14 protein-coding genes are annotated in these 12,457 nt (G+C 62.3%); 10 read left to right on the plus strand and 4 right to left on the minus strand.

The genetic code is table 11. The annotated features are described in order from the left end of the window. Window positions 1–489 precede the first annotated feature (489 nt). Entirely contained in the window at window positions 490–1,404 is a 915-nt protein-coding gene (gene hemF, locus EN993_RS22005) for an oxygen-dependent coproporphyrinogen oxidase (RefSeq protein ID WP_127264809.1), read from the minus strand. Between the two features lie 114 nt (window positions 1,405–1,518). Here hemF and EN993_RS22010 point away from each other — a divergent pair, with 114 nt between their 5' ends. Further along, window positions 1,519–1,776: a hypothetical protein gene (locus EN993_RS22010; RefSeq protein WP_027030665.1), complete on the plus strand. Its 258-nt coding sequence runs from the start codon at window positions 1,519–1,521 to the stop codon at window positions 1,774–1,776. Here the strand turns inward: EN993_RS22010 and soxR are convergent. Together soxR and EN993_RS22020 are read right to left on the minus strand one after the other, a co-directional pair. Continuing rightward, window positions 1,773–2,219 carry a redox-sensitive transcriptional activator SoxR gene (gene soxR, locus EN993_RS22015; protein WP_127264810.1) on the minus strand — a complete coding sequence of 149 codons (447 nt, stop codon included), beginning with the start codon at window positions 2,217–2,219 and terminating at the stop codon, window positions 1,773–1,775. The two genes, EN993_RS22010 and soxR, sit on opposite strands and share 4 nt — an antisense overlap. 175 nt (window positions 2,220–2,394) lie before the next feature. Continuing rightward, entirely contained in the window at window positions 2,395–2,853 is a 459-nt protein-coding gene (locus EN993_RS22020) for a tRNA (cytidine(34)-2'-O)-methyltransferase (RefSeq protein ID WP_127264811.1), read from the minus strand. Between the two features lie 443 nt (window positions 2,854–3,296). Here EN993_RS22020 and EN993_RS22025 point away from each other — a divergent pair, with 443 nt between their 5' ends. From EN993_RS22025 to EN993_RS22045, 5 genes are read left to right on the plus strand one after another with little or no spacing between them, the layout of a single operon-like run. Beyond that, complete coding sequence (locus EN993_RS22025; RefSeq protein WP_109661269.1) at window positions 3,297–3,692, plus strand: hypothetical protein; 396 nt, start codon at window positions 3,297–3,299, stop codon at window positions 3,690–3,692. 28 nt (window positions 3,693–3,720) lie between these two features. Beyond that, the gene (locus EN993_RS22030) at window positions 3,721–5,607 is read left to right on the plus strand and encodes an ABC transporter ATP-binding protein (protein ID WP_126070182.1); all 1,887 of its coding nucleotides are present in this window, start codon (window positions 3,721–3,723) and stop codon (window positions 5,605–5,607) included. Continuing rightward, entirely contained in the window at window positions 5,604–7,487 is a 1,884-nt protein-coding gene (locus tag EN993_RS22035; protein ID WP_126070181.1) for an ABC transporter ATP-binding protein, read from the plus strand. Before EN993_RS22030 ends, EN993_RS22035 begins: the two co-directional genes overlap by 4 nt. A 4-nt stretch (window positions 7,488–7,491) precedes the next feature. Then, window positions 7,492–7,995, plus strand: a complete 504-nt coding sequence (locus EN993_RS22040) for a GNAT family N-acetyltransferase (protein WP_127264812.1) — start codon at window positions 7,492–7,494, stop codon at window positions 7,993–7,995. 1 nt (window position 7,996) lies between these two features. Beyond that, the gene (locus EN993_RS22045) at window positions 7,997–8,308 is read left to right on the plus strand and encodes a DUF6665 family protein (protein WP_127264813.1); all 312 of its coding nucleotides are present in this window, start codon (window positions 7,997–7,999) and stop codon (window positions 8,306–8,308) included. Between the two features lie 79 nt (window positions 8,309–8,387). Here the strand turns inward: EN993_RS22045 and EN993_RS22050 are convergent, their stop codons facing one another. Then, a complete protein-coding gene (locus tag EN993_RS22050) occupies window positions 8,388–8,732 on the minus strand; it encodes a cupin domain-containing protein (RefSeq protein ID WP_127264814.1) in 345 nt (114 codons plus the stop codon). Window positions 8,733–9,046: 314 nt separating this feature from the next. Between EN993_RS22050 and petA the strand changes: the two genes are divergently transcribed. From petA to EN993_RS22070, 4 genes are all read left to right on the plus strand, one after another. Beyond that, window positions 9,047–9,607, plus strand: coding sequence for a ubiquinol-cytochrome c reductase iron-sulfur subunit (gene petA / locus EN993_RS22055; protein ID WP_013529984.1), 561 nt, complete (start codon window positions 9,047–9,049; stop codon window positions 9,605–9,607). 17 nt (window positions 9,608–9,624) lie between these two features. Continuing rightward, window positions 9,625–10,926 carry a cytochrome b N-terminal domain-containing protein gene (locus tag EN993_RS22060; RefSeq protein WP_109659741.1) on the plus strand — a complete coding sequence of 434 codons (1,302 nt, stop codon included), beginning with the start codon at window positions 9,625–9,627 and terminating at the stop codon, window positions 10,924–10,926. Window positions 10,927–10,953: 27 nt separating this feature from the next. After that, window positions 10,954–11,826 (plus strand): cytochrome c1, encoded by an 873-nt coding sequence (locus EN993_RS22065; protein ID WP_109659743.1) that lies wholly within the window; start codon window positions 10,954–10,956, stop codon window positions 11,824–11,826. Window positions 11,827–11,956: 130 nt separating this feature from the next. Continuing rightward, window positions 11,957–12,457, plus strand: a 501-nt coding sequence (locus EN993_RS22070; protein WP_164757752.1) for a phosphatase PAP2 family protein, incomplete at its 3' end; no start/stop codon positions are given.

Raw genomic sequence — 12,457 nt, forward strand, 5'->3', positions numbered from 1 at the left:
GGCCAGGATCCTTGAAGGTCTTGAGAAGCGTAAAAGACGATCCATCATCGAGGACCAGGCTCATGGCCGTCGTGTCAAAGGTCTTGATCGTCCCGGTGGTGTGCTTGACGGCGGCGAATGCCACCGAACCGGAAGCGAGAAGGGCAGCGGCGGCAGCCGAAACAATGATCTTGCGCATTGCGAAGTACTCCTGGAAAGGCGGGTATCTTTTTGACGAAGATGTCCCGCATCGTCTTGGGTCGTCCGGTCGCGTCGGGTCGCGGCTCGCTTTGCCTTGACGCAATTCCGGTCGGAAAGCCGTTTCGCACTTTCCTGGAATTGCGCGCAGGCGAACCGCCGGCGCTTCCCGACCCGGCGCCACAAATAGACCAGTCTTTTCAATAGCCTATTAGACGAAAAAGAAATTTTTCGCCGCACCGTGTACCACATTCCGTGCCCATTTCGAACGAATGGGACATCAATGCGGCTCACGCCGCGCTCACCATTTTGTTACGGCCAGCGAACCTCGGGTGGTAGGCTGGAGAGGATGGCCGCGACATTGCCGCCGGTCTTCAGCCCGAAGATGGTGCCACGATCGTGAAGCAGGTTGAATTCGACATAGCGGCCGCGGCGAATGAGCTGTTCGTCGCGGTCGCCGTCGGTCCAGTTCTCGTTGAAGTTAGCGCGCACGAGGTGGCCGTAGACGACGAGAAAAGAGCGGCCGACATCCTGGACGAAGTTGAAATCGGCATTCCAGCCGCCTTTGTCCTCACCCGAATGCAGCCAGTCGAAGAAGATGCCGCCGGTGCCGCGCGGCTCGTTGCGGTGCGACAGATAGAAGTACTCGTCGCACCAGGCCTTGTATTTCGGGTAGTCGGCAACGGCGGCGTTCTTCTCGCAAGCGAATTGCATGGCGCGGTGGAAGGCGACCGTGTCGGGATCGTCCTGGGTGCGGCGGCGGTCGAGCACCGGCGTCAAATCGGCGCCGCCGCCGAACCATTGGCTAGATGTGACGACCATGCGCGTGTTCATGTGCACGGCCGGAACGTTGGGGTTCCAGGGATGCGCTATCAGCGAAATGCCGGATGCCCAGAAGCGCGGATCTTCCTCGGCGCCGGGCATCTGCTTCCTGAATTCGGGTGAGAACTCGCCATGGACGGTCGAGGTGTGGACGCCGACCTTCTCGAAGACGCGGCCGTGCATCATCGACATGGTGCCGCCGCCGCCCTTGCCCGCGTCGCGTTCCCATGGCGTCTTTTCGAAACGACCAGGTGACCACGAGGCCAGCGGCCCGCCAAGATCCTGCTCGATCTGCTCGAAGGTGGCGCAGATGCGTTCGCGCAGCGCCTCGAACCATAGGCGCGCCTTCATCTTCTTCTGTTCGATGTCGGCGGGCAGGCCTGCCGGTATTTCAGGTCGTTCCAAGTGCCGTCTCCGGTTGGGGCGGCGAGTCCTACAAATGACTCGTCTTTTGCCGGCGCGATCCCTAATCTGTTAGGGAACAGGGTCAAGTGTCATTACGGTGCAAGGAGTTGTTTCGTGCGCACCCCGGCAAGACCGCCGCTGGATGGCCTGAAGAAAAGGCTCGACCAAAGCCGGGCTGAGCGCGCGCGCATGCCGCGCGACGGTTTCCTGCGCGAGACCTTCGTGCTGCCGCGCTCCGATGCGCGGCTCAAGGCCAAGGAATGGTTCGAGCGTTTTCCCAAGCAGGCCTACTGGACCGAGATCGAAAGCTGGTTCGAGCGGCCGGGCGACCTGATTGAGTTCACCATCAGGCGGTTGCCGGTGGCGGATTAGGACTCTACCAACAGCCGCCTCGCCCCCGTGCCTTCCCTTGCCAGCCTGTCCCCCTTGTTGCGCAGCGGGCATTTGTCGATCGACATGCAGCCGCAGCCGATGCAGTCGGTCAGCCCGTCACGCAATTTCTTCAACTGGGCGATCTTGTGATCGAGCCCGTCGCGCCAGGCGGTCGACAGCAGGTTCCAGTCATCGCGCGTCGGCGTGCGGCCCTCGGGCAGCGATGCCAGGGCTGTGCCGATCTCGGCCAGCGAGATGCCGACCTCCTGCGCGACCTTGATGATCCCCACGCGCCTCAGCACGTCGCGGCCGTAGCGGCGCTGGTTGCCTGATGTACGGTGGCTGCGGATCAGGCCACGGGCCTCGTAGAAATGCAGCGCCGACACCGCCACCCCGCTGCGCATGGCCACCTGGCCGACTGTCAACTCCGTAACTGGTGCCATTCCTGATTTTTCTGCCCTGATTTTTCCGCTTGACCTCAAGTTAAGTTGAGCTTGTAGCGAAGAAATGTTGATTGGGCAAATGCAGGAGAAGGCGATGTGCGCCTGGGTGAGAATGAGTGGAGAAACCACCGTCGTCGGCGACGGCAAGCACGGTGTTATGGATGGGACGTGGATCCTATCCGAGCTGCCGGATGGCTTCGCCCGCCACCATGGCGACGGAAAGCGCGACGTTGATGCTGCGCGCCGCGCCTTGCATGGGGATGGTCAGCCGCGCATCCGCCGCCTGATGGACAGCATCCGGAACGCCTGCCGATTCGCGGCCGAACAGAAGTATGTCGCCATCGGCGAAGGTGAAGCCGGTGTAAGGGGTCGTGGCTTTGGTCGACAGCAGCACCAGCCGGCGCGCGCCAGTTTTGCGCCAGTCCTCGAAGGCGTGCCAATCGACATGCCGGGTCAGGGTAGCCATTTCGAGGTAATCCATGCCGGCTCGCTTGAGCGCTTTGTCGGAGAGCGGAAAGCCGGCCGGTTCGATGATGTCGACGCCGAGCCCGAGGCAAGCGGCGAAGCGCAGGATTGTCCCGGTGTTGCCGGCAATGTCAGGCTGGTAGAGCGCGATGCGGAGACAACAGTTCATTTCCGCGTCCTTCTAATAAGTGGCAGATCGGCCACAGCGGGCTCGCGGTTTTGGAATTTGCTGGACCTGCGGGTGGCCATTTTCTGCGAAGTCGGGTATACGCCCAGCATTGTCAACTCGAACCGATGGAGGGGAAATTCATGATGGCCATGTACATCCAGCGCCCCTCTCGTGGGCTTACCTGCCTGCCGGCGGTTTCGGTACGACGATTCTCCTGACTCTCTAAGACTTGATCGCACCGATTCCCGCCGAAACGATTTTTCGGCTCTCGAAGGAATCCTGCGATGTTTTTCAAAAAGTCAAAAGGGCTGAGCGCCCCACCTGAACCTGTCCAGACCGATGCTTATCGTGTCCAGACTGACGCAATGCGTGCCTCCGGCCGAATGCCGGCGGACGAAATTGCTTCGCCTTTTTATCTCGATTTTCACACGGAGGACGGACCGATGTTCGATCCCTACAGAATACCCGGCTCAAGGAGCCTGCATATCCACCGACTGCCGACCTGGGCGCTGCTGATCGGCGACACCTACTCGTCGGCCGTTCATGCCGAGGTCCGCCGCCGGCCGCATCGCGGCATGCTGCCGGATGTCGATTTTTCGCGCGCGGTTCCCGACCCGAGCCGGCCGTCGCTGGTGCGCCGGATCATTCGTTTGATCAGGCCGGGCGCGAAAAACCGGGTTGGCAGCACCGTGTCGTCAGGATCGTCAGGCGCGCCTGTCGGCGAAAAGCCTGCGAACCCCTATATTGCGCGAAGCAGGGCCGACGGTCCGGATGATTCCGGACCGTCGGCCCTCGACGCCAAGGGTTCCGGAGACTTCGTACGCTCCCGTGCCGCATAAGCGGAAAACAGATTTGTGAGCATGACCTATGTTGTTGTTTAGCTGGTTTGAAAGACGGCTCGATCCGTTCCCCGCGGCGGAACCGGTCGAGCCGCCCAGGACGCTGGTTGCCTTCTGCGTGCATTATACGCGCGGCGCGTGGCCCTATATCCTTCTCGACGCGGTGCTGGTGACGGCCATCGCGATTGCGGAAGTGTGGATGTTCGGCTTCCTCGGCCGCATCGTCGACTGGCTGTCGGGGCAGAATCGCGAAACCTTCCTGCAGACGGAAGCCTGGAAGCTCGCCGGCATGGCCTTCATCGTGCTGTTTGCGCTGCCGGGCACGGTATGGCTGCATTCGCTGCTCAACCAGCAGACGCTTATGGGCAACTATCCCATGCGCATCCGCTGGCAGGTGCACCGCTATTTGCTCAAGCAGTCGATGAGCTTCTACCAGGACGAGTTTGCCGGCCGCATCGCCACCAAGCTGATGCAGACGGCGCTCGCCGTGCGCGAATGCGTCATCAAGCTGATCGATGTCCTGAACTACGTCATCGTCTATTTCCTTGGCATGCTGGTCATCGTCGGTTCGGCTGACTGGCGGCTGGCCGCGCCGCTTGGCGTCTGGCTGGTCGGCTACATCCTGCTGCTGCGCTATTTCATCCCGAAGCTGGGCAAGGTCGGCGAGGAGCAGGCCAATGCGCGCTCGACCATGACCGGCCGCGTCGTCGACAGCTACTCCAACATCCAGACGGTCAAGCTGTTCAGCCATGCACGCCGCGAAGCGTCGTTTGCGCGGGAAGGCATGGCCGGCTTCCTGCAGACGGTCTACCGGTCGATGCGGCTGGTGACGGTGCTTTTCGGCCTACTCTACATCATGAATTCGCTGCTGCTGTTTTCGGTCACGGCGATGGCGCTCTGGCTGTGGCTCGGCCAGTCGGTGACGATCGGCGCGGTCGCCGTGGTCATCGGGCTGGTGCTCAGGCTGTGGGGCATGTCGCAATGGATCATGTGGGAAATGTCGGGCCTGTTCGAGAATATCGGCACGGTGCAGGACGGCATCGCCTCGATCTCGTTGCCACGCCTGGTCGAGGACAAGCCGGGCGCGAAGGACATCGCCGTTTCCAGGGGTGAGATACGCTTCGAGGACATCCGCTTCCACTATGGCAAGCAGAAGGGGGTGATAGAGAACCTGTCGCTCGCGGTGAAGCCGGGCGAAAAGGTCGGCATCGTTGGTCGTTCGGGCGCCGGCAAGTCGACGCTGGTCAACCTCCTGCTGCGTTTCTACGACCTGGAGAGCGGAAAGATCCTGATCGACGGCCAGGAGATCGCCGATGTGACGCAAGATTCGCTGCGCGCCCAGATCGGCATGGTCACGCAGGACACCTCGCTGCTGCATCGTTCGGTGCGCGAGAACATCCTCTATGGCCGGCCCGACGCCTCGGAAGAGCTGCTTGTCGAGGCAGCGGGGCGCGCCGAGGCGCTGGATTTCATATCGGGGCTTTCGGATGCCAAAGACCGCAAGGGCTTCGATGCCCATGTTGGCGATCGCGGCGTCAAATTGTCCGGCGGCCAGCGGCAACGCATCGCCATTGCTCGCGTTATGTTGAAGGACGCACCTATACTTATCCTTGACGAAGCGACCTCGGCGCTTGATTCCGAAGCCGAGGCGGCGATCCAGGAGAATCTCTACAAGCTCATGCAAGGTAAGACCGTCATCGCCATCGCGCACCGGCTGTCGACCATCGCGGCGATGGACAGGCTGGTGGTGATGGACAAGGGCCGTGTCATCGAGGAAGGTTCGCACGAGGAACTCGTCGCCAAGGGCGGGCTCTACGCGCAGCTCTGGCAGCGCCAGTCGGGCGGGTTCCTGCTTGAGGACGGTCCCGCCGACGCCGCCAATGACGAACTTGCAAAGGGCCAAGCTGCCGAATGATGACTGCTGTCTATCGCTGGTTCGAGAACTGGGTCTATCCGTTCAGGGAGCCAGCGAATCTTCGGCCACCGACCAGCGTCGGCGGCTTTCTCTGGCACTATGTCGGCCAGGCGAAGTTCGCCTTCTTCGCCATGCTGGTCATCGGCGGCATCGCGCCGCTGGTCGAGGCCGGCCTGTTCTACTTCGTCGGGCGGCTGGTCGATATTCTCGACCAGCTTCCCGCCGAGCGCAGCTGGCACGCTTTGTGGAACGCCGCAGGCCCTGAACTGGTGTTCATGATCGCGGTGGTGCTGGTCATCCGCACCATCGTCGTCGGCCTATCGGCGCTGGTCGACGAACAGACGATCACGCCCGGTTTCTACAACCTGGTGCGCTGGCAGGCGCACCGGCATGTGTCGCGCCAGTCCTACGCCTTCTTCCAGAACGATTTTGCCGGCCGCATCGCGACAAAAGTCTGGCAGGCGGGCCAGGCGACCGGCGACCTGATGGAAAGCTTCATCGAGGTCGTCTGGTTCATGCTCGTCTATACGGTGACGACGCTGGCGCTGGTGGCAGGGTTGGATCTGCGGCTGGCGGCGCTGGTGGTGGTGTGGATCGTGGCCTTCGGCTTGCTGGCCAAGCTCTATCTGCCGGCGATCCGCAAGAATGCTGAGGCCACGGCCGAAGCAGGCTCGATGATCAACGGCCGCATCGTCGATTCCTATTCCAACGTGCAGACGCTGAAACTGTTCTCGGCCGATGGCGACGACCGCTACATCAGGAACGGCTTCGACATCTATCTCGACGCGCTGCGCCCGTTCACCCGTCGGCTGACCGGCGTGCGCATGGCGCTGACGACGCTGTCGGGCATCATGATCACGGCGATCGGCTGTTTTGCCGTCTATCTCTGGGTCGAGGGCTCGATCACCGTCGGCGCTGTCGCCTTCACGCTGTCGCTGGTGCTGCGGCTCAACATGCTGCTCGGCCGGCTGATGATGCAGCTCAACAGCATCTTGCGGAATCTCGGCGTGCTGGAAAATTCCAAGGCGCTGATCTCGCAGCCGCTCGGCCTGGTCGATGCACCCGACGCCAAGGAGCTTGTGGTGGCCGGCGGACGCATCGCGGTGAAAAACGTCGAGTTCCACTACGGCAAAGGGTTCGGCGTGCTCAACGGCATCGACCTTGTCGTGCGGCCAGGCGAGAAGGTCGGACTGGTCGGACCGTCGGGCGCCGGCAAGACGACGCTCGCCAATCTGATTCTGCGGCTCTACGATCTCGAGAGCGGGTCGATCACCATCGATGGCCAGGATGTCGCCAAAGCTACGCAGAATTCGCTGCGCGCCAATATCGGCGTGGTCAGCCAGGATACGGCCCTGTTCCACCGTTCGCTGCGCGACAACATCAAGCTCGGCATGCCGGACGCGAGCGACGCCGAGGTGATCGCGGCGGCGAAAAAGGCCGAGGCGCACGAGTTCATCCTGACCTTGCGCGACAACAGGGACCGCGCCGGCTACGAGGCCTTTGTCGGCGAACGCGGCGTCAAGCTGTCGGGCGGCCAGCGCCAACGCGTGGCGATTGCCCGCGTCTTCCTCAAGGACGCGCCGATCCTGATTCTCGACGAAGCGACCTCGGCGCTCGATTCCGATATCGAGGCGGCGATCCAGGAGAATCTGACGCGGCTGATGGAAAACAAGACGGTCATCGCCATCGCCCACCGGCTGTCGACGATCGCAGCACTCGACCGGCTGGTGGTGCTCGACGGTGGCCGCATCGTCGAGCAAGGCACGCATGACCAGCTGGTGGCGCTCGACGGGCTCTATGCGCGGCTGTGGAAGCGGCAGTCCGGCGGTTTTCTCTATCACGAGGACAGCGTGCTCGAAGAGACACGCCCGGCGGAGTAGCTCCATGGCTGGGTCAGCGGAGGTCAATCCAAAGGTCAGCCCAGAGGTCAGCCCAGAGGTCAGCTATGTGCTCAAGCGTCTCCGGCCGACCATGCCGGCCTTCGACGCGCTGAAGCAGGAAAGCCGGCTGGAAGGCTACTGGATGCTGGTGCGCCTGGCGGATAGCTGGGCAAGCGGCCGCAACAAGTTCCTCAAGCGCGGCGAGGCGCTGTACGGAGCCTGGCATGGAAGGGAACTCGCCGGCGTGTGCGGGCTGAACATCGATCCTTATTTCGAGGGCAGGGACCACGGCCGGGTCCGGCACCTGTTCGTCAGTGCGCGCCACCGTCGCACCGGCCTTGGCCGGATGCTGGTCGAGACCGTCATCGACAAGGCACGTCATCATTTCGCCGTGCTGAACACCCGCGCGCCGCAAGAAGCCTTCGCTTTCTATGAGCGGCTTGGCTTTCAGCGCGTGGCAGGCGAAGACTTCGTCACACACCGCATGATTTTCGGGAAAGGGGGCTGAAATGTCCTTGCGTCCGCCATCTCATCTTGCCGGCGCCTCGGCTGCCGAAGCCGCCTTCGACGCACTCGGCCATGAAATCCTGGCGGAGAAGGCGGCAGCACTCGGCCGCGCCGGCCAGCGGGTCGAGGAAACGCTGGCCAGGCTGCGCGACAATTGCGACGAACAACTGCGCGCCCGGCTTCTGAAGGACGCCGCCGAGGCGGTGCACGGTTATTTCATCCAGCGTGAACTCTGCGGCTTGCGCAAGCACGATGCCGTCATTCGCGAATACAATATCCCGAAGGCGGTTCTGGTCAGGCTCGGCGCGAGATAGATCTATCCTTGACCATGATTTCTGGACAAACGGAAACCGTTTGTCCAGAAAACCGGTTCCCACTTTTCGGGATCATGGTCTACTCAAGCCATTCGGTGATGAAGCTGCCGTTCTCGTGAATGTCGGTCGTTTCCAGTGGGCCCGGACCGAGATTGGTGAATTTGTGCGGCGTGTTGGGTGGCACGATCAGGATCTGGCCGGTCGAGGCCTCGATCTCCTGGTCGCCGACCGTGAACAGGCCCGTACCCTGACGGATGATGAAGATCTCTGCGTAGGGATGCGTGTGCAGCCGGGGACCGCCGCCGACATCAGGCAGGTAGTTGAAGATCAGGCAGGAGTTGGAGCCGTAGGCGCCGCATTGCAGCTCGCCCTTCCAGCGGTCGGAGCGAACAGCCCAGGTGTCGCGGTCTATGACATGTGCCATGGCGGCAAGGATAGACCCGGCTGACGCCCTGTGTCGAGACGAAGGAGGACGTCGGATTTGCGGTTGTTTCCCTGTTGTTTAGCGACGTTTGGCGGCTATCCGGCGCCGCGTTGCCCGGCTGTGGATTTTGTCCCCGCGACAATCTGCCCTTGTGCCTTCACCCGTCTGGACAAAAACGGGCTTCACGCATAAACCGAAGTCCAAATGCCGGAGGAATTCGCAAGCCTGTTCGCCATGCGCTGTCGGGTTGGCGTAATTGAGCGGGGAACAAGGCTCAACCACCGGCACGGAAGAGGCGAAAGGATCAGGCACCCGTGAGCGCAACCGACACCCAGGATCCCAACCGTCGTGATTTTCTCTACGTCGCCACCGGCATGGCCGCAGTGGTCGGCGCGGGTGCCTTCGCGTGGCCGTTCATCGACCAGATGCGCCCCGACGCCTCGACGCTGGCGCTCGCCTCCGTCGAGGTCGACGTCGCCTCGCTGACGCCGGGCATGTCGCTGATCGTCAAGTGGCGCGGCAAGCCGGTCGTGGTGCGCAATCGCACCGAACAGGAAATGAAGGACGGCGAGGCGGTCAAGCTGGCCGATCTCAAGGATCCGATCGCGCGCAACGCCAATCTGCCGGCCGACGCACCGGCGACCGACGCCAACCGCACCACGCCCGGCAAGGAAGCCTGGATGGTGATGGTTCAGGTCTGCACGCATCTCGGCTGCATTCCGCTCGGTCAGGAAGGCGATTTCGGCGGCTGGTTCTGCCCGTGCCACGGTTCGCAATACGACACCGCCGGCCGCATCCGCAAAGGCCCGGCGCCCGAGAATATGGCGGTTCCGGTATTCAAGTTCATTTCCGATACCAAGATCCTTATCGGTTGAGGCAGGGGGATATTTCGATGAGCGAGGGACACTCGACCTATACGCCCAAGACCGGTATCGAACGCTGGTTCGACGCCCGCATGCCGCTGCCGCGGCTGGTCTATGACAGTTTCGTCGCCTATCCAGTGCCGCGCAACCTCAACTATGCGTGGACCTTCGGCGGTATCCTGTCGATCATGCTGGTGGCGCAGATCCTGACCGGCATTGTGCTGGCCATGCACTATACCGCCGACACCAATCTCGCCTTCGGCTCGGTCGAGAAGATCATGCGCGACGTGAATTCGGGCTGGCTGCTGCGCTACCTGCATTCGAACGGCGCCTCGTTCTTCTTCGTCGCCGTCTACATCCACATCTTCCGTGGCCTCTATTACGGCTCCTACAAGGCGCCGCGCGAGCTGCTCTGGATCCTCGGCTGCATCATCTACCTGCTGATGATGGCGACCGGCTTCATGGGCTACGTGCTGCCGTGGGGCCAGATGAGCTTCTGGGGCGCCACCGTCATCACCGGCTTTTTCAGCGCCATTCCGCTGGTTGGCGACTGGATCCAGCAGCTGCTGCTCGGCGGCTTCGCCGTCGACAATCCGACGCTCAACCGCTTCTTCTCGCTGCACTATCTGCTGCCGTTCATGATCGCCGGCGTCGTCGTGCTGCACGTCTGGGCGCTGCATGTCGTCGGCCAATCGAACCCGACCGGCATCGAGGTCAAGTCGAAGACCGACACCGTCGCCTTCACTCCCTACGCGACCATCAAGGACGCGTTCGGCATGATCGTGTTCCTGTTCGTCTTCGCCTATTTCGTCTTCTACCTGCCAAACTATCTCGGCCACCCGGACAACTATACGGTCGCCAATCCGCTGAAGACCCCGGCCCACATCGTGCCAGAATGGTACTTCCTGCCGTTCTACGCGATCCTGCGCGCCATCACCTTCAACGTCGGGCCGATCAACTCCAAGCTCGGCGGCGTGCTGTGCATGTTCGGCGCCATCGCCATGCTGTTCCTGGTGCCGTGGCTCGACACCTCGAAGGTACGCTCGGCGGTCTACCGTCCCTGGTACAAGCTGTTCTTCTGGCTGTTCGTGGTCGATGCCATCCTGCTTGGCTGGCTCGGCTCGCAGCCGGCGGAGGGCAGCTATGTGTTCATGGCGCAGATGGCAACGCTGTTCTACTTCGCCTTCTTCCTGATCGTGCTGCCGGTGCTCGGCCTGATCGAGACGCCGCGAAGGCTGCCGAACTCGATCACGGAGGCGGTGCTCGAGAAGAACAAGGGCGGCGGCGGACATCCGGCAGGCGCCACGGCCGCGCCAGAGACCAAGGGCTGAGCGGTAGAGAATCTAAGGGGATTTGGCATGAAAAAGATTCTCACCTCGCTGGCGCTGGTCGGCCTTGTGGCCGCTGGCATTGGGGCGGCAGGCACTTGGGCGAGCGCCGCCGAAGAGGCACACAATGCGGCCGCGCCGACGCATTTCCCGATCGACGAGCCGAAGGAAATGAGCTGGAGCTTCGCCGGCCCGTTCGGCACCTATGACAAAGCACAGCTGCAGCGCGGCCTGAAGGTCTACAAGGAAGTCTGCTCGGCCTGCCATTCGATGAACCTGGTGGCGTTCCGTACGCTGTCGGACCTCGGCTATTCCGATGCCCAGATCAAGACGCTGTCGGCCGAGTACACCATCCATGACGGCCCCAACGACGCCGGCGACATGTTCGACCGTCCCGGCAAGCCGTCCGACCATTTCCCGGCACCCTTCGCCAATGAGGAAGCCGCTGCTGCCTCCAACGGTGGCGCCGCTCCGCCCGACATGTCGCTGCTGGCCAAGGCGCGCGGTGTTGAACGCGGCTTTCCGCAATTCGTCTTCGACATCTTCAGCCAATACGACGCGGGTGGCCCCGACTACATCCATTCGCTGCTGACCGGCTACGACCAGACGCCGCCCGCCGGCATGGTGATCCCGGAAGGCACCCACTACAATCCGTACTTCATGTCCGGCGTGTCGCTGAAAATGCCCAAACCGCTTTCGGACGGCCAGGTGACCTATGATGACGGCGCGCCGCAGACAGTCGACCAGTATTCCCGCGACGTTTCCGCCTTCCTGGCGTGGGCGGCCGAGCCGCATATGGAAGACCGCAAGAAGACCGGGTTCCGGGTGCTTGTGTTCCTGCTTTTGTTCGGCGCGCTGGTCTATCTCACCAAGCGCAAGGTGTGGGAAGGCGTGGCGCATTAAGCCACACAGCCAAGTGATCACAAAAAAGGGCGCCGAGAGGCGCCTTTTTTCATTTTGAGAGGCCGGTCGTGTCACATGGCCGTCACCGCATCTGGCGATCCTGTGCTGCTCTCATCAAAGGATCGCACCCATGAAAAGATACGCATCGCTCGCGGCAGGCCTGCTGCTGCTCATCGTCGGTTCGGCCGCGCAAGCGGAAGACGCCCAGCCCTTCGTCACCAACAAGGATGTCGACCTGACGATGATCCTGCCGCCGCCGCCGGCAAACGATTCGGTGCAGACCAAGGCCGAACTCGGTGAGGTGCTGACCCTGCAGGTGACACGCACGCCGGAGATGGTAGCCAGCGCCGTCGCTGACGCCGAGGAGAATGTCTGGCGCTTTGCCAACATCATGGGGCCGAAATTCAACAAGGAAACGCTGCCGAAATTCAGCGCCTTCTTCGATCGCGTCGTGGCCACCGAAGGCGCCGTCGTCGATCCGGCCAAGGATGTCTGGAAGCGCCCTCGCCCGCATCAGCTCAGCGATCTCGTCAAGCCGGCGGTCAAGCTGTCGAGCTCCGGTTCCTGGCCGTCCGGACATGCCACCGTTGGCACCATGATGGGCATCATCCTGTCCGATATGGTTCCGGAA

The sequence above is a fragment of the Mesorhizobium sp. M7D.F.Ca.US.004.01.2.1 genome (genome assembly GCF_003997785.1).
Classification (GTDB): domain Bacteria; phylum Pseudomonadota; class Alphaproteobacteria; order Rhizobiales; family Rhizobiaceae; genus Mesorhizobium; species Mesorhizobium loti.